The sequence below is a fragment of the Serratia sp. BW106 genome (assembly GCF_002607755.1).
Taxonomy (GTDB): Bacteria; Pseudomonadota; Gammaproteobacteria; order Enterobacterales; family Enterobacteriaceae; genus Serratia; species Serratia proteamaculans.
Map to the genome: position 1 here is coordinate 67,290 of NZ_MCGS01000005.1, position 21,291 is coordinate 88,580.

Annotated in this window: 12 protein-coding genes; 3 read left to right on the plus strand and 9 right to left on the minus strand. The window is 58.0% G+C overall.

Annotation, left to right across the window (positions count from 1 at the left end):
• Nucleotides 1-30: 30 nt before the first annotated feature.
• Nucleotides 31-1,317, plus strand: a complete 1,287-nt coding sequence (rhlB, locus tag BEI65_RS03795; RefSeq protein WP_099062195.1) for an ATP-dependent RNA helicase RhlB — start codon at nucleotides 31-33, stop codon at nucleotides 1,315-1,317.
• 6 nt (nucleotides 1,318-1,323) lie between these two features.
• The gene (gene ppx / locus BEI65_RS03800) at nucleotides 1,324-2,820 is read left to right on the plus strand and encodes an exopolyphosphatase (protein ID WP_099062196.1); all 1,497 of its coding nucleotides are present in this window, start codon (nucleotides 1,324-1,326) and stop codon (nucleotides 2,818-2,820) included.
• A 31-nt stretch (nucleotides 2,821-2,851) separates the two neighbouring features.
• On the opposite strand, the gene rep is transcribed toward ppx, so the two are convergent.
• The gene (gene rep, locus BEI65_RS03805) at nucleotides 2,852-4,876 is read right to left on the minus strand and encodes a DNA helicase Rep (protein ID WP_099062197.1); all 2,025 of its coding nucleotides are present in this window, start codon (nucleotides 4,874-4,876) and stop codon (nucleotides 2,852-2,854) included.
• A gap of 109 nt (nucleotides 4,877-4,985) precedes the next feature.
• On the opposite strand from rep, the gene ppiC reads away from it, so the two are divergent.
• On the plus strand, nucleotides 4,986-5,267 hold the full coding sequence (gene ppiC, locus BEI65_RS03810; protein ID WP_017891252.1) for a peptidylprolyl isomerase PpiC: 282 nt from the start codon (nucleotides 4,986-4,988) through the stop codon (nucleotides 5,265-5,267).
• A 23-nt stretch (nucleotides 5,268-5,290) separates the two neighbouring features.
• Here the strand turns inward: ppiC and BEI65_RS03815 are convergent, their stop codons facing one another.
• From BEI65_RS03815 to bcsQ, 8 genes are all read right to left on the minus strand, one after another.
• Nucleotides 5,291-6,784, minus strand: a complete 1,494-nt coding sequence (locus BEI65_RS03815) for a pitrilysin family protein (RefSeq protein WP_099062198.1) — start codon at nucleotides 6,782-6,784, stop codon at nucleotides 5,291-5,293.
• Nucleotides 6,785-7,062: 278 nt separating this feature from the next.
• Nucleotides 7,063-8,352 carry a dicarboxylate/amino acid:cation symporter gene (locus BEI65_RS03820; protein WP_085115759.1) on the minus strand — a complete coding sequence of 430 codons (1,290 nt, stop codon included), beginning with the start codon at nucleotides 8,350-8,352 and terminating at the stop codon, nucleotides 7,063-7,065.
• Nucleotides 8,353-8,646: 294 nt separating this feature from the next.
• A complete protein-coding gene (gene hmsP, locus BEI65_RS03825; protein ID WP_099062199.1) occupies nucleotides 8,647-10,653 on the minus strand; it encodes a biofilm formation regulator HmsP in 2,007 nt (668 codons plus the stop codon).
• 361 nt (nucleotides 10,654-11,014) lie between these two features.
• The gene (gene bcsC, locus BEI65_RS03830; RefSeq protein WP_099062200.1) at nucleotides 11,015-14,488 is read right to left on the minus strand and encodes a cellulose synthase complex outer membrane protein BcsC; all 3,474 of its coding nucleotides are present in this window, start codon (nucleotides 14,486-14,488) and stop codon (nucleotides 11,015-11,017) included.
• Nucleotides 14,470-15,582, minus strand: a complete 1,113-nt coding sequence (bcsZ, locus tag BEI65_RS03835) for a cellulose synthase complex periplasmic endoglucanase BcsZ (protein WP_099062201.1) — start codon at nucleotides 15,580-15,582, stop codon at nucleotides 14,470-14,472. The genes bcsC and bcsZ overlap by 19 nt, the downstream gene beginning before the upstream one ends.
• Before the next feature lie 5 nt (nucleotides 15,583-15,587).
• Entirely contained in the window at nucleotides 15,588-17,897 is a 2,310-nt protein-coding gene (gene bcsB, locus BEI65_RS03840; RefSeq protein WP_099062202.1) for a cellulose biosynthesis cyclic di-GMP-binding regulatory protein BcsB, read from the minus strand.
• Nucleotides 17,898-17,952: 55 nt separating this feature from the next.
• Entirely contained in the window at nucleotides 17,953-20,556 is a 2,604-nt protein-coding gene (bcsA, locus tag BEI65_RS03845; RefSeq protein ID WP_099062203.1) for a UDP-forming cellulose synthase catalytic subunit, read from the minus strand.
• Nucleotides 20,553-21,290: a cellulose biosynthesis protein BcsQ gene (gene bcsQ, locus BEI65_RS03850; RefSeq protein ID WP_099062204.1), complete on the minus strand. Its 738-nt coding sequence runs from the start codon at nucleotides 21,288-21,290 to the stop codon at nucleotides 20,553-20,555. The genes bcsA and bcsQ overlap by 4 nt, the downstream gene beginning before the upstream one ends.
• Between the last annotated feature and the right edge of the window lies 1 nt (nucleotide 21,291).

Below are 21,291 nucleotides of genomic sequence, written 5' to 3' on the forward strand. Positions count from 1 at the left end.
AGCAATAGTTAGCTGATATTCTACCACACTATGAGCAAAACACACTTGACCGAACAGAAGTTTTCCGACTTCGCCCTGCACCCGTTAGTCGTTGAAGCCCTTGAAAAGAAAGGGTTTCAATATTGCACGCCTATCCAGGCGTTAGCATTGCCGCTCACGCTCTCTGGGCGTGACGTTGCAGGTCAGGCGCAAACCGGTACCGGAAAGACGTTGGCATTTTTAGCGTCTACTTTTCACTATTTGCTTTCTCACCCGGCGAAACAGGATCGCAAGATCAACCAGCCGCGCGCCTTGATCATGGCGCCAACGCGTGAACTCGCGGTGCAAATCCACTCCGATGCGGAAGCCCTCTCCCAATCCACCGGCCTGAAAATGGGTCTGGCGTACGGCGGCGATGGCTACGACAAACAGCTGAAAGTGCTGGAAAGCGGCGTGGATATCCTGGTGGGGACTACCGGCCGTTTAATCGATTACGCCAAACAGAACTATATCGACCTGGGCGCGATCCAGGTTGTGGTGCTGGATGAAGCCGACCGTATGTACGATCTGGGCTTTATCAAAGACATCCGCTGGTTGTTCCGCCGCATGCCTGCGGTCGATCAACGCCTGAACATGCTGTTCTCTGCCACCCTGTCCTACCGCGTACGCGAGCTGGCCTTCGAGCAGATGAACAACGCTGAATATGTTGAAGTGGAACCGGAACAAAAAACCGGCCACCGCATTAAAGAAGAACTGTTCTACCCGTCCAACGAAGAAAAGATGCGCCTGTTGCAGACGCTGATCGAAGAAGAGTGGCCAGACCGCTGCATCATCTTCGCCAACACCAAGCACCGCTGTGAAGACGTTTGGGGCCATTTGGCTGCCGATGGTCACCGCGTAGGCCTGTTGACCGGCGATGTGGCACAGAAAAAACGTCTGCGTATCCTCGATGACTTCACCAAGGGCAACCTCGATATTCTGGTCGCCACCGACGTCGCCGCCCGCGGTCTGCACATCCCGTTGGTGACTCACGTCTTCAACTACGACTTGCCTGACGACTGCGAAGACTACGTTCACCGTATCGGTCGTACCGGTCGTGCCGGCGAAAGCGGTCATTCCATCAGCCTGGCTTGTGAAGAGTACGCACTCAACCTGCCGGCGATCGAAACCTACACCGGTCACAGCATTCCGGTGAGCAAGTACAACAGCGATGCGTTAATGAGTGACCTGCCTGCGCCGAAACGCCTGGCACGCCCACGCGGCGGCAACGGCCCACGCCGTAACTCCGCGCCACGTCGTGGCGGTGCGCCACGCAGCAACCGTAAACGTTCAGGCTGATAGATAATGCTCAGTTCCAGCGCACTTTATGCCGCCATCGACCTTGGCTCCAACAGCTTCCATATGTTGGTGGTACGCGAGGTGGCCGGCAGTATTCAGACCCTGGCGCGCATCAAGCGCAAAGTGCGTCTGGCCGCCGGGCTGGATCAGAACAGTCACCTTTCGCATGAGGCCATGCAGCGCGGCTGGCAATGCCTGAAGCTGTTCTCTGAACGTCTGCAGGACATTCCCCGTGCACAGATCCGTGTGGTCGCCACGGCCACGCTGCGTCTGGCATCCAATGCCGATGAATTCCTGCAGACCGCCGAGCAGATCCTCGGCTGCCCGATCCAGGTGATCAGCGGCGAGGAAGAAGCGCGCCTGATCTACCACGGCGTTGCCCATACCACCGGGGGGCCGGACAAACGTTTAGTGGTCGATATCGGCGGCGGCAGCACCGAGCTGGTCACCGGTACCGGCGCACAGGCGGCTCAGCTGTACAGTCTGTCGATGGGCTGTGTCACCTGGCTGGAACGGTTCTTCAGCGATCGTAATCTGGGGCAGGAGAATTTCGAGCGGGCCGAACAGGCTGCACGTGAAATGGTGCGTCCTATTGCACCACAGCTGCGTCAACACGGCTGGCAAATCTGCGTCGGCGCTTCCGGCACCGTTCAGGCGCTGCAGGAAATCATGGTGGCGCAGGGCATGGATGAACGCATCACCCTGTCCAAGCTACGCCAATTGAAACAGCGCGCCATTCAGTGTGGCAAACTGGAAGAGTTGGAAATTGAAGGGCTGACGCTGGAGCGCGCACTGGTGTTTCCCAGCGGGCTGTCGATCCTGCTGGCAATTTTCCAGGAGCTGGGCATTGAAAGCATGATGCTGGCCGGCGGTGCACTGCGCGAAGGACTGGTCTATGGCATGCTGCATCTGCCGGTTGAACAGGACATCCGCAGCCGTACCATTCGCAACCTGCAGCGGCGTTACCTGTTGGATACCGAGCAGGCCGAACGCGTCAGCCAGTTGGCTGCCAACTTCTCACAGCAGGTAAGCAATGAATGGCAACTGGATGCGCGATGTCGCGAGTTATTGCACAGCGCCTGTCTGATCCACGAAATTGGCCTCAGTGTTGATTTCAAGCAGGCGCCGCAACACGCCGCCTACCTGATTCGCCATCTGGATTTACCCGGTTTCACCCCGGCACAGAAAAAGCTGCTGGCCACCCTGCTGCAAAATCAGAGCAACACTATCGATCTGCCGCTGCTGAGCCAGCAAAACGCCCTGCCGCCGCGTATGGCGCAACGTCTATGCCGACTTTTACGCCTGGCGATCATCTTTGCCAGTCGTCGTCGCGACGACACGCTGCCCGCAGTACGCCTGCGCGCCAATAATGATGATGAACTGACGGTGATCCTGCCGCCAGGTTGGCTGGAACAGCACCCGCTTCGGGCGGAGGCGCTGGATCAGGAAAGTCATTGGCAAAGCTACGTTCACTGGCCGTTGATACTGGAAGAACAACGTTGATATGACAAGGGCGCTAATAGCGCCCTTTCTTTTAACCTTCGCCTTTCGCCTTGGCCAACTGAGCACGAATATTGGCCAGGTGGCTCTGCCCTTTTTGCATCCGTTCTTGCGGGCTAACCACTTTGCGTTCACTTTCCCACGCCAGATCATCCTGCGGCAACTCCAGCAAGAAACGGCTCGGTTCCGGCCGTACCAGCTCGCCATACTGGCGACGTTCGCGACACAGGGTAAAAATCAGCTCTTTTTGGGCACGGGTGATCCCCACATAGGCCAGACGCCGCTCTTCATCGACGTTATCCTCGTCAATGCTGCTCTGATGCGGCAGTAACCCCTCCTCCATCCCCACCAGGAACACATAGGGAAACTCCAGCCCTTTGGAGGCATGCAACGTCATCAACTGAACCTGATCCAGCTCTTCATCGCTCTCACCACGTTCCATCATGTCACGCAGGGTAAAGCGGGTTACCACCTGGGTCAGCGTCATCGGCTCATCCAGCTCGCTGCCTTCCAGCATTTCCGTCATCCAGCCGAACAGCGTATTGACGTTTTTCATCCTCATTTCGGCGGCTTTCGGGCTGGGTGAGGTTTCAAATAGCCAACTTTCGTAATCGACGCCGTGGATCAGATCACGCACTGCGGCTATAGGTTCACGCTCCGCCAGTTGGGCAATGCCGTCCAGCCAGTGAGTGAAGCGCTGCAGTGATTCTAACCCGCGACCAGTCAGGTGCTGGCTCAGGCCGAGATCGAAACTGGCACGGAACAGGCTTTTGTTACGCTGATTTGCCCATTCACCCAGTTTTTGCAACGTCGCCGGGCCGATCTCACGCTTTGGCGTGTTAACGATACGCAGGAACGCGCTGTCATCATCCTGGTTGGTCAGAACGCGCAGGTAGGCCAGCAGATCCTTGATTTCCGGCCGCGAGAAAAACGAGGTGCCGCCGGAGATTTTGTAAGGGATGCGGTTTTGCATCAGCATTTTTTCAAACAGCCGCGACTGATGGTTGCCGCGATAGAGGATTGCATAATCGCCGTAGTTGGTTTTCTTCACGAAGTGATGGGCAATCAGTTCCCCTACTACGCGCTCGGCCTCGTGATCCTCATTATTGGCGGTCACCACTTTCAGCTCTTCGCCGTAGCCCAGCTCGGAAAACAGCCGCTTTTCAAACACGTGCGGGTTATTGGCGATCAAGATATTCGCCGCCTTCAGGATACGCTCGCTGGAACGGTAGTTCTGCTCCAGCTTAATCACCTGCAGTGCCGGAAAGTCTTCCTTCAACAGCACCAGGTTCTGTGGGCGCGCCCCACGCCAGGAGTAAATCGACTGATCATCGTCCCCGACCACGGTAAAGCGCGCACGGTTGCCCACCAACAGTTTCACCAGTTCGTACTGACTGGTGTTGGTATCCTGATATTCATCCACCAACAGGTAGCGGATGCGGTTTTGCCAGCGCTCACGCACTTCTTCATTGCGCTGCAGCAGTAAAGTCGGCAACAGGATTAGATCGTCGAAATCCAACACGTTACAGGCACGCATATGCGCGTGATACAGACCGTAGCAATGGGCAAACAACTTGTCGCGTTCGGAACGCGCCAGCTCCATCGCCTTCTGGGGATCGACCAGGTCATTCTTCCAGTTGGAGATGGTGGAAATCAGCTGCGCCACCAGCGTTTTATCATTCTCCAGCCATTTTTCGGTCAGCTCTTTCAACAGTGCCAACTGATCCTGGTCGTCGAACAGTGAGAAATTGGACTTCATCCCCAGCGCAACATATTCACGTTTGATGATCTCCAGCCCCAGCGTGTGGAAAGTGGAAATCAACAGCCCGCGCGCCTCTTTGCGCCCCATGGTTTGCGCCACACGCTCCTTCATCTCACGCGCAGCCTTATTGGTAAAGGTCACGGCGGCGATGTGTCGCGCCTGATAACCACAGTTGTGGATCAGGTGAGCGATTTTGTTGGTGATGACGCGCGTCTTGCCGGAACCGGCACCGGCCAGCACCAGGCAGGGCCCGGTAACGAATTCGACGGCTTGTTGTTGGCTGGGGTTTAATCGCATGGCGCTTTATTGCTCGAATTTATAACGTGGAAGAGGATTGTAGCAGAAAGCGCCGATGAGATTTAACGGGTATAATCAGCGCAATTTCTGTATCGATAAAGGCAATACCATGGCAAAGACGGCGTGCGCCCTGCACATTCTGGTAGATAACGAAAAACTGGCCGACGAACTGCTGGCCAAGCTTAAACGCGGTGTCAGCTTTGACACCCTGGCGCGCAAATACTCAACTTGCCCATCAAAACGCAACGGCGGCTCTCTGGGCGAGTTCAACAAGGGCACCATGGTGGCAGCCTTTGATAAAGCGGTGTTCAGCATTCCGCTGCTGAAGCCCTACGGCCCGGTGAAGACCCAGTTCGGCTACCACATCATCAAAGTACTGTACCGTAGCTGAGGGGGCGAGCGCCCCCTTTCTCGTTACTGTGCGCTGGTCTCTGGCGCGGGTGCGGTATCGGTGGGTTTGACTTCTTCCGATACCACCGCCGGGGCTGGGGACATAATGCCGTTATAGGTTTCCTGTAACTGCTTCATGCTCATCTCCGGCTCCCCTTTCGGCTGCATCAACACCAACGTCGCATCCTGGGATAGCTGAAGCTTCAGCTCCTGATTCAGCACCTCCAGCGTCAATCCGCTCAGGAACTCCTGACGCAGTTTTTGATACTGCTCCGGCGCGATATCCACTACGCCGCTTTGTTGCGAGCGCAAGCGCTGACTCATCAACACATCCGTATCGGTACGGGCATAGGTGGCGAACAGCTTGCTGAGTTGATCGTTTTTCTGCGCCAGCAGGGCATTAAACTCGTCCTGCGACAACCCATTGTTACGTACATTAGCCAACTCGCGAGCGATAAAGCCCAGGCTGTTGTTCAGGTTGTTATTAGGCGTGTCGAGATGGATGGCACATTGAGCCCGTTGATATTGCACGCGGCAATCGGAGCCCAGATGCAGATTCTTCTGGTCACTCTTTTCCAGCACCTGCTGGAGATGCCAGAATAAAGCCTCGCGGGCCATATCGCCACGCCAGTAGCGGCTCAGATTCTGTGAATCCCGGATCGGGTGCCATGGGGCATCCCACATGATCGACAGCGTATCCTGCTTCACCTGTTCGCTGATCAGGCTGACCGGCTGTGGTGGCAGTGGCGTCAGCGTTGGCATCAGGGCCGGCGTTTCACGCTTGCCTTGCAGCGGCGAAAAGGCTTTGTTGATTTGCTCGCTCAGGCTGCGGCTGTCTACCTTACCCACCACGTACAATGTCATCGCATCCGGGGTGTACCATTGTTGGTAGAATTTTTTCAGTTGATCGATATTCACCGGACGCTTCGGCGGCTGGGCTGGATCGTGCGCCAACAGCGTCGAGCCTTTCAGGCGATAACGCCACCAGGCATCTTTCGGGTTCGGCGGGAAGGTCCCGACCGGATCAACGCTGGAATTAACCACCGCATGCACCGTATGTTCGTCGATCGCCAGCTTGCCGGTAGTGTCGGAAAGCCACGCCAGCGCTTCTTTCAGCACATCTGGGCGGTTATTCGGCAGGCTGAGATTATAAATGGTGAAGTCATAAGAGCTGATGGCCGGCGGTAAAGGCCGCTCGCTGTCCACGCTCTGTTGCCACAGTGAACGCAGCTGCGGTGGCGTAAAGCTTTCGCTACGCGCCAAAGACAGGCGCGGCAACAGATGGGCAAAGCCAATCTGTTGCGAAGACTCCACTAACGAGCCGGTGTTGACCATCAACCGCAGTTCGACGCGATCGCTCGGTCGTTGCGGCGTGTCTAATATCTGCCATGAAAACCCGTTGGCCAACGCCCCCTGCTGCCAGGCAGGATCGGGTTGTAGTGTTTCAGCCTGCACGCTGCTGTTGGCTGCAGCCAACAGCAGCCCACCTGCTATGAGATGAATTCTGGTGCCCTGCATGTGAACCCCTACTTAATGACTATCCAATTTCTTTATGCAAATGCGGATATTCCAGTTACCGGAATATTAGGCTGCGACCAACAGCCTACAAAACGCCCTGAGTTTCACAGTGGGGCGGAAAGCAGAAAGTGTACCATCGAGTTAGACCGCGCGCCTTTGCGGATGTCACTCATTAGTGTGAAAAATAATGGATAACCGAGTTTTTAATGCAAGAAATCATTACGCGGGGGGATAAAACATCACCGGTTGCGGCTGCAACCGGTGATTTGACGATAAAATCAGGCTGAAGGCAGTGTTTTATCAGCTCCTGAGCCGTGCTTGTTGGACAGGGTGTCATGCAGTTGTTTTTCATCCAACTGTTTACACCATTTTGCCACCACCACCGTGGCCACACCGTTACCGACCAGATTGGTCAGGGCGCGGGCTTCAGACATAAAGCGGTCAATACCCAGGATCAGCGCCAGACCGGCCAGCGGCAGATGGCCCACGGCGGAAATGGTCGCCGCCAGCACGATAAAGCCACTGCCGGTCACCCCTGCCGCCCCTTTAGAGGACAGCAACAGCACCACCAGCAGAGTCACCTGATGGATAACATCCATATGGGTGTTGGTCGCCTGCGCGATAAATACCGCCGCCATGGTCAGGTAGATCGAGGTGCCATCGAGGTTAAAGGAATAGCCGGTCGGAATAACCAATCCCACCACCGATTTTTTGCAGCCCAGTTTTTCCATCTTGTCGAGCATGCGTGGCAGTACCGACTCGGAAGAAGACGTCCCGAGTACGATCAACAGCTCTTCCTTTATATAGCGGACAAACTTGAAAATGCTGAAGCCGTTGGCACGGGCAATCGAGCCCAGCACCACCACCACAAACAACACACAGGTGAGATAGAAGCAGGCAATCAGTTGGCCGAGTTGCAGCAACGAGCCCACACCGTACTTACCTATGGTAAACGCCATCGCCCCGAATGCCCCCAACGGTGCCAGGCGCATAATCATATTGATGATGCCGAAGATCACGCGGGAGAAGCTTTCGATCACATTGAAGATCAGTTGGCCCTTGTCACCCAGACGATGCAGGGCAAAACCGAACAGCACGGCAAACAGCAGCACCTGCAGAATATTACCGCTGGCGAAGGCGCCGATGACGCTACCAGGGATGATGTCCAGCAAGAACGGAATGATACCTTGCTGCTGGGCCTGCTCGGCGTAGACCGCGACCGCTTTGGCATCCAGCGTGCCAGGGTCGATGTTCATCCCGGCCCCCGGTTGTACCACGTTGACGATCAGCAACCCAATCAGCAGCGCAATGGTGCTGACAATTTCAAAATAGAGCAGTGCAATCGCACCGGTGCGGCCTACGGCCTTCATGCTCTCCATACCCGCGATGCCCGTCACCACGGTACAGAAGATCACCGGAGCGATGATCATTTTAATCAGCTTAACGAATCCATCGCCCAGAGGTTTCATCTGCGCGCCAATGTCAGGGTAGAAATGGCCAAGCAGGACGCCCAGCGTTATCGCTGTCAGCACCTGAAAATAGAGGCTCTTAAAGATAGTGAGTTTCATATGAACATCCTTTGGGGGGAAGACACGCACCAGGCGGTAGTCTAGTTATCTCGCCTGTTCATCGCTTGCGCGGAAAATAACACCCACCTAACAACATGGAAATAATTTGTTGCACCACTAGATACATGTTGATACGAATTTAAGAGCTGAAACGCGCCAGCCCGAATGTAAGGCTGTAAATTACGTAAGCCTTTGTTTGCACTAATGCAAAAGAGGTAGATGCCCAGTGAAGGTTTTCGGACGGGATTAACGGGCGACGCGGATGTCGCCCATGGCAAAAGGCAAGGAAGGGCCTCAGGCTGGAGGCTGGCAAAACTCGGCTTCAAACTCACTGCGCGGTAAAGGACGAGCAAACAGGAACCCCTGGCCGCTATGAATACCGTGCTGCAGCAGCCAGTCACGCTGCTCGGCATTTTCGACGCCTTCGGCCATCACCGGCAACGCCAATACCTCGGAAATCGAACTGACGATGCGCACCATGGCGTCGTCCGTCGGCAGGCCCTGAATAAAGCTCTTGTCGATTTTAATCAAGTCGATTGGCAAACATTTCAATCGGTTAAGGTAATTAAGGCTGGAATATCCCATGCCAAAGTCATCCAGTGCGATGGAAAGCCCCAAATCGTGCAACTCCCGCAACAGCGCCAGCGCACGATCGAGATCGTCAATACGCACCGTTTCGGTAATTTCCAACAGCAGCTTGCGCGGGTCAATCTGATGCTGCGCCAACAGGCTCTTCAGGTGCGGGACAAAATCCTCGTGCTTCATCTGGATCGGGGACACGTTGACTGCCAGCGGCAGCGTAATACCCCGGGTCTGCCAATCCGCCAGGATCAGGCAGGCCTCTTCCAGGACCCAGTTGCCGAGCGGCACGATCACGCCGAGTTCCTCGGCTAACGGAATAACGTCTGCCGGCAGGATAAAGCTGCCGTCATACTGCTGCCAGCGCAGCAACGCCTCGGCGCCGATCACCGCGTTGGACTGCATATCGACCTGCGGCTGTAAAAACAGGGTAAAGCGGCGCTGCTCGATGGCATGCAGGATTTCACTTTCCTGCGTCAGTCGCTTCTGAGTGCGTTCCGTCAGGCTTGGTTCGAAGAACAACACCTGATTTTTGCCTTCGCGGTGCGCCGTCATCATCGCCGAGGTAGCACTGCGCAACAGCTGTTCCGCGCTCTCCCCCGAATTAAGATAATGGGCGATACCGATGCTGGCGCTTGGCCGCAACGGCATTTCCTGCAGGCTCAACGGCGCATTAATCTGCGCCATGATGCGACGCGCCAGTTGCATGGCATGGAACGGACGCTCTACGCCTTTGGCCAGAATGGCAAACTCGGTTTTGCTCAGCTGCGCCAGCACGCCGTTTTCATCGATGCACTCACGCAGCTTCTTCGCCAGCGTCAACAACAGCGCTTCACGCATTGCCGGATTGAGTACGCCGGAGGCCTCGTGCAAGGTTTCAATGCCAATAACCAGCAAATTAAAACGCTCGGGCCGCAGGCTGGAAGCGATATGCTGCTCCAGCAGGGCAGTAAACAACGCCTGATTGGGCAGCTCGGTGACCGGATGATGGGTGCTCATGCGGCTCATCTCGGCATAGGCTTTGGCCAGCCGCTGTTGATTGCGGTTGTAGTTGCGCACCAGCAGCCCGAGCTCATCGTCCTGGTGTAACACCGGCAGCATCAGTTGATGATAAGGCGCTTCTTCCTGCGAAATATTATCCAGCTCTTTAGCCATCGCGCGCAGCGGGTGCACCATCAACCGATTCATACACCAGCTTATGGAAACCGACAGGATCAGCGCCAACAGCAAATAGGTCGATAACATGGTCGACAGCATGCTGAGAATGAATTGGTACATGCGGAACGAATCGGCCTGCAGCACCAGATAAGCCAGTGGCTGCGGGTTGGCCGGCACGCGCTCCAGCGAATAGAGCGGAACGGAAATCTGGATCGGCAGTTCGAACAGGCGAGCGATCAGCGTTGGTACCGGACGTTCCGGCGGGAAATTAGCGTGTAACGCCTGGAATTCGTTCGGCAACACGATATCCGCCCGGCTCAGGATACCCACCGGCAACAGGGTATTCAGCACCCGTTTGGTTTCCGGCACGTCCATGCGCAACACGGCCTCCGCCAGCGGCTGACGGACGGAATGAGCAATATTTTCCAGTTGCTGGGCATAGTCATCCCTGCGCTGCTGCACAAAATGGAATAACTGGATCACGATAAAGATACAGATTGTCACCAGCGCTACGCCGGATACCGTTGCCATCTGTTTAATCGTTAATGAACGCCTGACCCGCAAACCTGCTCTCCGCTACTTCGGGCTGAAATAAAAAAGGGATGAATAATACCCATCCCTCGGACCGGTCTGAGTATACTCGATCGTTGACTGTTTTTATCTGGCCATACCCAGGACAAAACCAAGAAAACCGCGGGTTTCAGTCTTTTCCTAATGGGAATAAACACAGGGTAGCAAAACTACCGGGTGTCTAACGGCCTGCAAAGCCGATTATTAGGGAGAGCGTGCCGAAGGGGTCGTAGCAACTTTAGTTGCCGGAGCGCCCCTCGGTGCGCTAGGCCCGGGTATCTCAGGATGCACACCAAACTCACACAGGGTAGCAAAACTACCCTGTGTCCGACACTCTGAATCTACCTGAGTTGGGTTACTTGAAATCGGCGTACGGCGTCAGCGGCTGCGGCGGTAAATCCAAATCGCCTTGCCAGCCGGCCATCGAATAGCGCAGATAAATCAATGCGTGGCTTGGCGTATAGTCTTTCGCCTGCTGAATATCGAGACCGGCACCGAGGGTCCAGTGCGAGCTGAGACGGCGCTCAACAATGGCCCGCAGGGTATAACCCACGCCAGAAGAAGAGCTGCCGTCCTCTACCGCAAACTTGTCCGGCAGCGAGTCCGGGATCAACCCCTGCAGTGGATAGCGTTGCTGACTGTTGGTTTTCGAATGGGACAACGACACCGATCCACCCAACTCCCATGACCAATTTTCGGTACGCTGGCGATAATTGACCGGCACCGCCAGCGACATATATTGCTGTGGACTGTAGTAGCCCCCCTGGCCGAGAGAGTAACCGCTCAAATCCTTCTGATAATGCCACAGCATGGTGTTCAGCCCGACGGTGACGCGGCGGTTATCTTCATTGATCAGCTTGTAGTAATAACCGGCCATGAAACGCTCACGCTGGTTATCCTCAACGTTCTTACCGGTCAACTGATGCGCACTGAGATCGGCCCAGACGCCGTGCGCCTCGCCGCGATCGTAACTGCCGCTCAGACTAACCCCGGTGGCGCGAACGCCGCCCCAGGTGGTGCCGGTGTTCGGGTCTCTGGTACCGCCAAATGCCAGTAATGAGCTGGAAACCGGTCGGCGCGAAGCCGCCAGCGTCCAGCCAATGTGGTTCCAGTCATTGCTGTAGGCCAGCCCGCCGACCCAGTCGACCACTTCGAAGCCCATCGGGGTAGTACCGATATCCCCCGACCAGCGATCGTTCTGCCAACCCACCGCCACGCTGGTACCGGTGGTTTTCTGATGCTCGTCGCCACTACAGCCCTGAGTATTACAGGTGCCGAAGGTCTCGTAATATTTGCCGCTGCTGTCGGTGGAGAAACTGCCGGCATCCAACTGCACGGTATCGGAACGGAAAAACGCCCGCCCGTCGTACAACGGCATATCCACCTGCAGCATGGTGTCATGCGCTTTGTAATCGGAGATGCCGCCGGTGCCGCTCGAGCCCCAGTAATCGTGATCGAGCGTGACGTTAACGTCCTGCTGACGGTACAAATCCGCCGCGTCCGAGCGGATACCGCGCTTGAGCCAGTCGTCGCCTGGGTTATTGCGCGTCAAATAGGTGTAGCTGTCGTTATCCTGCGGCACGCTCGGCGCAATCCCGCTGGCCACCATCGCCTGTTTATAATCCTGTTGCGCCAGCGCCGGTTGTAATTGGTCACGTTCCAGCCTTGCCGCATCGCGGTAAATCAGCGCCTTCGACTGGCTTGCCGGCTCAGGCTGGGCCGCCGTTTTCAGCCGGGTAAAGATATCGGTGGCTTTCTGCGGTTCGCCGACGGCATACCAGGCGTTTGCTTCCCGCCGCTCACTGTTGCCTGAAGGCGTCGGTTCCGACGCTTTGGTTTGCAAACCCTGGCGAGCCTCGCTCAGCCTGCCCTGAGCCACATAGGCCTCAATTTCCCCCAGCCGCGCATCCGGGTTATTCGGCTCACGCGTCCGTACCCGCTGATAGTCCGCCAGTGCGGCGTCATAGTCACCCCGCGCCAGCGCCCAGTCGGCCAACTGAAGATCGATGCGGGTATCCGCCGGCTGTCGGCGCAGATAAGCCACCGCGCCCGGCTCGTCACCTGCGGCACGTAGCTGCTCGGCATGCTCCAGCGTCGCCTGCATTTTCAGTCGCTGTGCCAGTTCGCGCATATTGTCGTTCCACTGCGCGGCGGGCAAAGAATTCAACTCCGCCAGTGCCTGCCGGTCGCGATCGCTGCCGGAGAGGTACAGCGCATAGGCATAGCTCAGTTGCGGGTTGCCGCGCTGTTTTTGCGCCAATCGCTTGAACAGGGCATCCGCCTGTTGTGGCTGCCCGGCCTGACGCAGCGTTTGCGCATAATGGTAAGTCAGCCAGACGTCATCGGGGTCCATCTGCTGGGCACGGCGGTATTTCTCCGCCGCCTGGTGCCACTGTTGCTGCTGAACCAGCTGGTCGGCCTGCTGTTTCAGCATATCGAGTTGCAAGCCTTCGAGCGTGTTGCGCAGTTTATTTTGCTGGCTGCGCGGCAGGCTGTTGAGATAGGCCAGCGCCTTCTCCGGCGACTGACGCTGATAGATATTCACCAGGCCACGCACCGCACTGCCGCTGCCCGGATCCAGCCGTAACGCCTGCTGATAAAAACGCTCGGCGGCGGCGTCATCTTTATGCGCCACCGCAACGTCACCCAGGCCGATCACGGCACTGCTGTCCGTGCTGTCGAACTGCCGCGCCTGTTGGTATTTTTGCTGCGCCAACGGCAGATTGCCGGCTTTCAACGCCTTGTCACCTTCGTCGACCGCCAGCCAGTAACTGTTGCTCTTGATCAGGCTCTGCCACTTACTGCTGCCGTAGCCGCTTTTATCGGCCTGCAATGCCTGGCGGAACAGGCTCAGCGCCTGCGGGCGATTACCTGCGCGGGAATAGGCCTGCCCGAGCGCGCCCAGCACTTCGGCATCATTGGGGGACGCCGCCAGCGCTTTCTTCAGTTCAGGGATCGCAGCACGGCTGCCGCCCTTGTCGACCTGAGCCAACCCTCGCACCCGCGCCAGATAGACCGGGTCCGACAACAGCGCCTGCTGCCGGGCCAGTTCTTGCCGGGCACTGACCGCCTGATCGCCGGTATCAAATACCCCGAGGAAACGGTTCAGGGCCGCCACGCTTTGCGGGCTGACCGGCATGGCTTTCACTTTCTCCAGCCACAGATCGGCCGCATCTCCGCGCCCGGCTGGATCGGTCGCCACTTTCTGCAGCAAATCATAGGCCTGAGCGTCACGATCCTGACTAAACAGCATCCGCGCCAGCGACATACGCAGCGGTACGTTGCCGGAATATTGTTGATCCAGCGTCTGTAGCTGCTTTAGCGCCGCCGCTTCCTGCCCCGGCAGCCGTGCCACCAGTCGCCAGTATTCCACCGCCAGTTCAAGCGTCGGCGGATCCCCATGGAACAGGGAGTCATACTGCGCCTTCGCCTCCGGCAAACGACCGGCGGTCGCCATCAGCCGCGCCTGCTGCAGCTTTTGCCGGGTTTCCGGCTGGGTCAGCAACATGTTCATTTCCGCCTGGCGATAGGCGCTGGACTGCGGCGCAATCTTTTTCAGCTTATCCAACTGCTGCTGTGCCAACGCCTGATTCCCCTGCCGCAAGGCCAGCCGCATGCGCGCCGAAATCACATCCGGGTTGTTCGGATCCATCAGTTCAAGCCGGTAGAGCGACTGGCGAACCAGTTCATCCTTATTACTGGCTTCACCGACGCGCACCTGCTCCAACAGCCATTGCTCCGGCGCGACGGTTTCTGCCCCCTGCGCCTGCGGCAACATTGCCAGACTTAAAGGCACCAGGCCCAGCCAGTTTATTCGGAAGTTACGCATTGGCCGCCCCAGGCGGGTTGAAGTTCACCCTGCCGATTAAAACGATAACGTTGTTGATCCCACCCCTGGCCGAACAGCGCCAGCGAGGCACTGAAATAGGCATCGTCGCCCGGCGGGTTTTGCTTAATGCGTTGGCGCTGCACCTGCAACGCCTCGGGTTGATTCGCCAGCATCGGCAGCATCGCGGCGGAGAAGCCCACCGGGCCGTCACCCGTGGTTTTACCTTTGGCAGTATCGGTTTTCTCCGGCGGTACACCTTGTTGAACGGTGAGCTGCGCCATCGGCTGCAACTGCTTGAGCAGCGCCGCCTTGTGTTGATCGTCCTCCGCCAGCATGCCGGCCCACAAATAAACCCGGATAGCATCATAACTGCCAATATTCGGTTTGACGGTGTCCGGCTGCCAGCCTTTGCCAACCTGCCACACCACCCAGTCCGGCGAGAAGCCGTGAGGGGCCGTTTCCAGCCACAACCGCTGATTGGTCTGCTGCATCGCACGCCACGGGCCGTTCAACGCGGCAAAACGCGCCAGCAGTTGCGGCGGCAGGTAGCTCGGGTTGAGCCGCCAGCGATCTTCCGCCACGAACCCCACCTTGCCCGGCAACAGCATCAGCCCCAGACCGGGGATATCCGCCACTTCTTCACGGGCAATACGCTGCAACAGCAGGGTGCCGAGGGTTTGATAGCGACGGCTTTTCCACAGGCGGCCGGCCTCCAGCAGGTTATAGGCAATCCACAGATCGGCATCGGAGGCCGAATTGCTGTCCAGCACCGTCCACTGTTTTTTATCGTCTTCACCCCACAACCAGGCGGGTAAATGGGCGCTGAGATCGCCCGCCGCCAAATTGTTTTCCGTCCACTCCAGCAGGTGGTCGAACGCCGGTCGATCGTTCGCCACCAGCGCAAAGAACAGGCCGTAACTCTGGCCTTCCGAGGTGGTGATACGGTTCGGGCTGCTCGGGTCGATCACCCGTCCCTGTTCGCTGATATAAAACTGTTTGTACTGTTGCCAGGCCGGCCACTCGCAGGCCGCCGCCGCGCTGAAAGCGCACAGCAGCAGCATGCCAAATGTCAGACCTTTCAGCGTCGCAGGCATGGCAATCAGTCCCGATCTTCAGGTGACAAACGACGACGACTGAAGGCCTTCAGACCACGCCACAGCATCAGTGCCAGGATCACCACCACCGCTACCGCGATCACCGCCAGCAATACCGGATGGGTCGACAGTGCGTGCCAGATGCGTTCCCACCACGGCAGGTGACCGACATAATAAACGTCGCCCACTCGCAGGCTGTTCACCCCTGATTCCCGGATCACCGCCACCGAACCAAACACTGCCGCACGCTTGCCACTGTCCAGCAGCGCGTTGTTCAGCAGATCGTAGCCGCGCGGGCTGTCGGCCAGTAGCGCCACAATGCTGCGTTGGCTGTTAAACGGTGACTGCACACCGACTATCGCCGACATCGCACCTTCTGAGCTGATGGTGGTTTTGCTGTCCGCCCTGGTGTCTTCCGCCAGCACGTCCATGGTCGGCAGCGACAGCTGACGTGTCGGCTGTTTCACCCAGCTTTGGGTCGCGTCCACCAGCAGGTTGATTTTTTTGTCGTCCCGCAGCTCTGGCGGGATAGTGCCGATCATCAGAATATCGGCGTCGCGTTCCTTGGCCTGTGACCAGTCATCACTCACCGTCACCGCCAGCGCCGGGTAACCGGTCTGGGCACCGATAATGCCCATCGCGTTCAGCAATGCGCTGACCTGCGGTGGCTGTGGCTGTTTGTTCACCAGCACCAGGGTCTGCGACAAATCGGCCAGGCGGCTGAAAGGGAAACCGGCGTTGGCGAAGGCACGCAGATCCGGCATCGCCATAAAGTGGCGGTAACCAGAGAAATCAATGGTCGATGCACCGTCGATCACCGCATGGTTGGCAGTAAAGGAGTAGGTTTCACAGCGCCCTTCGGCACCGCTGGCCAGCAGCGTGGTGTAGTCAAAGTCGAAACGCAGCTGATTGGTCGCCCCCAACCGCAGCGCCGGAATATTGACGCTCTTGTCCGAGTCGATCAGCCCCTGAGTCAGCGGCAAACGCAACAGTTGAGTGCCCTGCTCATGCTCCGGCACCAGCGAATAGGCCTGCACAAACTGGTTGTTCAGGCTGACGCTCAGGCGTGAACCGTCCTGAATACGCGGCGCGGTGTAGCGGTATTTCAGATGCATATCAATGCCGGTACTGCGGATCAGGAACAGGTCCGGCGGCAGGTTCATGGTCAGCGAGATCGGGCCGGGCTCGATGCCGCTGGTCTGCAGTTGTTCAGCGTATTGTTGCAGCTCGGCAAAGGTCATCGGCCGGTCGGTTCGCACCCAGTTAGGCGCGTCGTAGGGCTGGCGCGGTGCCAGTTGTTCCACTTTGTCGACCGTGACGTTCTGACCGCGGAACAGGATGTTGCCCTGCGCAATGCCTTTCACTGCGGTGATCAAATCGTTGTCATCGCGGCCCTGTACCAACAGCAGTTTGATGTACGGGTTATCCGGATGGCTGATCATCTCCACCGTCGGGCCATTGACCGGCGGGTAATCCCGCAGGAAGTCCGGGCGCTGCTTATTGGTGGCGAAGACGATGGCATGCTGTTCCGGCAACTGGTTATACAACGCCGGGAACGACTGGCCACGCCACTGGGCTTTGCTGCCGAACCACGAGGCCAGAATACCTGCGGCACGCTGCTGGGTGATATCCGGCTGGCCGGCAAACACCATCGGCAAGGTCAGTGGTCGGTTGTCTCGGCTGTCGAAGAACGGCTCCGGGAAATGCGACAGTTCGTTCTTCACCGGCAAGGTTTGGTAGCGCAAATTCAACGAGCTGGATTTACTGACTTCAAGCCACAGCGTGGTACTGGCCGGGTTTTCACAAATGTTCTGGTAATGACCGACGAATACCAGCCGCACACGGTTAAAATCGGTGATATAGCGGGGATCGATCGCCATCTGGAGGCGATTGGGCTTGCCGAGCTGCTCTTTGGCCAGGGCAGTCACGCCCATCAGTTCGTCATTGAGGTACACCTTGACCTGTGATTCCACCGGGATCAAAGAGGGTGACGGAGTGAACTCAAGATCGAGCATCGCCTGCGACACCACTTCATCGCTGCGCACGCCAAACTCGACCTGACCATCCGGCCGGGTACCGCGCAGGGTGAAAGTCCCCGGCGGCGGCGCAATCTTGGCAAACGGCAATTGCACGTCACGCACCGGGGCATTGGGATCCTGCGGTGCGACCGATCCCATCGGCGTGGTGACCGGCCCATCGGCAGGCACCGTCACCGGCGGTTGTGCGGCAACGGTCGGCGCGGTGGCTGTTTCAGCCTGAGACAGGGTGCTGATGCCTAAGGCCAGGGCGGTAAACCAGGTTATTTTTCTCGTCATCGTATCATCATCAATGTTAGAGCCTGGGGGCCAGGCGAGTAAGCGGGCGGTTTGCCTATACCACTGTCTCTTTTTGGCTGAAGGCCGGAGCCCTGCCGACGCCGTGCGGGATAAATGACACTACCCACCCAATCAGCGTCGTGGTTCCGACCAGCAGGCGGCGCACCATCGGCGGTGCGTAATCCGCCATACGTATATAACCCCGGAAGCCCAGTGCCAGAACGTCACGCAGGCTTTCGATCGGTTTATCTTCAGGGAACCCGTCCTGCCACAACGCCCAGGTATCGGCGCGGGCAAAGGTGCACTGAATAAAATCAATATGTTCACGGGTGCTGAGGCCGACCATGCGGATCCCCACCTTGCTGCCGAAGGCACGCGTCACCACACACGGGAAGCTGTATTCCTGCTGACCGCGCTTGAGCAACAGCGACACCTTGTCACCGTCTTTCAGCGCATCCGCTACGCGCATCTCAATCCCCACCCCACCGTCGGAATAATCACGCAACGTGCAGGGGAACAGATGCCCGTCGGCGCGAGCGATCGCCGCCGGCATGGCAATCTCCACCCGGTGCGCCTGGCGAACCTGCTTGGCCTCTACCGCCACCGCCACTGCGCCACCGAGGATGGTCATGTTGTACAACACCCATACCAGGCTGATGACGACCGTCATGACTTCATCCGCCGGGCCGTAGCCCAGCCGCCAGACGCCGAAGACCAACCCGGCCAGATTCAAGATCACCAGGAACATATAGGGCCGGGTAATCACCCAGTCGACATGCTCCTCCTCCACCAGCCCGCCTTTGGCGGTCACGTTGAATTTGCCTTTGTGCGGATTGAACAGCGCCACCGTGGTCGGCCGGGCGATGTACCAGGCCAGCACCGTCTCGTAGATCTCGCTCCAGAAAGAGTGGCGGTATTTACCCTGGATGCGTGAGTTGGTCAGGCTGGCGTGGATCATATGCGGCAGCACATACAGCGCGATCGCCAGCGCCGGAGCAAAGATGATATAGGCGTGCAGCAGCAGGAAGGCCAATGGCGCGGTGAGGAAGATCAGCCGCGGAATACCGGACAGGAAGTGCAGCATGGCGTTGGCGTAACACAACCGCTGCGCCAGCTTCAACCCCTTGCCAAACAGCGGGTTATCCAGCCGGAAGATCTGCACCATGCCGCGAGCCCAGCGAATACGCTGGCCAATGTGCGCCGACAGGCTTTCGGTCGCCAGCCCCGCGGCCTGTGGGATACGAATATAGGCCGAGGTGTGGCCGCGACGGTGTAAACGCAGTGAGGTATGGGCATCTTCGGTGACGGTTTCCACCGCAATACCGCCAATTTCATCCAGCGCGCTGCGGCGCAGAATGGCGCAGGAGCCGCAGAAGAAGGTCGCATCCCACATGTCATTGCCGTCCTGCACCAACCCATAGAACAGCGTGCCTTCGTTCGGTGTCTGACGAAAACGCCCGAGGTTGCGTTCAAACGGATCCGGCGAGAAGAAGTGATGCGGGGTCTGCAGCATCGCCAGCTTTTTGTCTTTAAAGAACCAGCCCATGGTCAGTTGCAGGAAGGAACGCGTCGGCACGTGGTCGCAGTCGAAAATCGCCACAAACTCGCCGGTCGCCTGTTTCAACGCGTTATTGATGTTACCGGCCTTGGCGTGCTCATGGGTGGGCCTGGCGATATATTTCACCCCCACCTCTTCGGCGAAAGCCTTGAATTCCGGTCGGTTGCCGTCGTCGAGGATGTAAATGGTCACCTTCTCTTTCGGCCAGTCGATACCCAACGCGGCGTAGATGGTGGGTTTCACCACCCCGAGGTCTTCGTTGTAGGTGGGCACCAGCAGATCAATGGTCGGCCAGGTCGCGCTGTCGGCGGGCATCGGTACCGGTTGACGGTTAAGCGGCCAGACGGTCTGGAAATAGCCCAGTACCAGCACCACCCAGGCATAGGTTTCCGCCACCAGCAGCAGCAGGCCGCAGGTCAGGCTGAGCGGGTCGTCCCAGTTCAGCGTGGCGGTATAACGCCACCACAAATAGCGGCAGGAGACGGTCAGCGACAGCACAATCAACATCAGCGCCGGCAGACGGCCCGGCACCCGACGCACCACCATCGCGATGCCCCACAGCAACAGCACAAACACAAACTGCGCCGACAGGTCGAACGGCTGCGAAATACACAGGATCGCCAGGATCGCCGCCAGAACACCGACAATAATAAACAGCACGCGACGCAGCCGCCGGTTCATCCGGCTCAGTCGCGCCACCGAACGCTGCTCCAGCCCGGCGCTTTCCAGCCGCTGCGGCACCGTTTTCAGCCAGTTGGCATAGCGCAATTGCAGGCGCTGCCAGCCGGCGAAATAATTGCGGCCCAGAGGTTCGCGGTCGGTACGGAACACCAACAGCCACACCCCCTGCACCAGATAGCGCAGCACATCCGCCGGGCGTGGGCGACTAAACGACAGATGCGGGAACCAATAGGCGCGACCGGCTCGCAGCCGTTGCCAACCCGGAGATTCAAAGCGCAGGAAAATCCAGCCCAACGCCACCAGCAGCGTGGTGAAAAAGGCGGTAAATGCCGATGAGCCATGGCGACGGTAGGCGCGATAACGCGTCTGCACCGCCTGTTGGACCGGTGGTACCAGCAGCAGGCTCATCACCCGGCTCATGGTGCCGTATCCTTCAGATTGATCAAACACCAGTTGGCCAGCGTCAGCACTTCATCCGCCGCCAGGCTTTCCGGTCGGTACTCGCCCAGGGGTTGCTTCACTGCCAATGCTTCGGCCATCGCCTCATCGCGGTGTATAACCACCGGCAATAACCCGCCCAGCGTTTGCAACCACAGCTGATGCAAATCCTGCTGGAGTTGGCTGGCGGCGAAGTAGTGGTTAATCAGGAAACGGCAGTCGTCCGGTAACGCCTGTTGATGCAGCCGCACCTGGCAATTGGCATCCGGCGCGATCAGCATAAACACACAATCCGCCAGCGGCAGCGCCTGTTGGGCCAGCACCTCGTCATCCGCAGGCAGATCCAGCAGGATCCAGTTGTACTGGGTACTGGCGCTTAACTGCACCAGATTATCCTGCCAGCGGGCGGGATGTTGCTGACAATGCTGTTGTAAATTTAACCGTTCCGGCGCAGTAAGTCGGCCAAAAGGCAGAAAGTCGAGGTTTTCGCAGTAGCGCATCGCGCCCTGCCGCCAATCGCCGCCGTCCTGCTCTGCCCGGGCCCAGCCGCGCGCCAGCTCAAACGGCGTATTAAAATGCAGGCGCAGTAAGTTATCCGGCGCGAAATCTATCGCCAGCACCGACTCGCCCAACTGCTGTAATGCCCACGCCAGCGCCGCAGTGACCGACGTCGCGCCCATTCCGCCTCGCAAACCCTGCAGCGCAATCACCGGCATA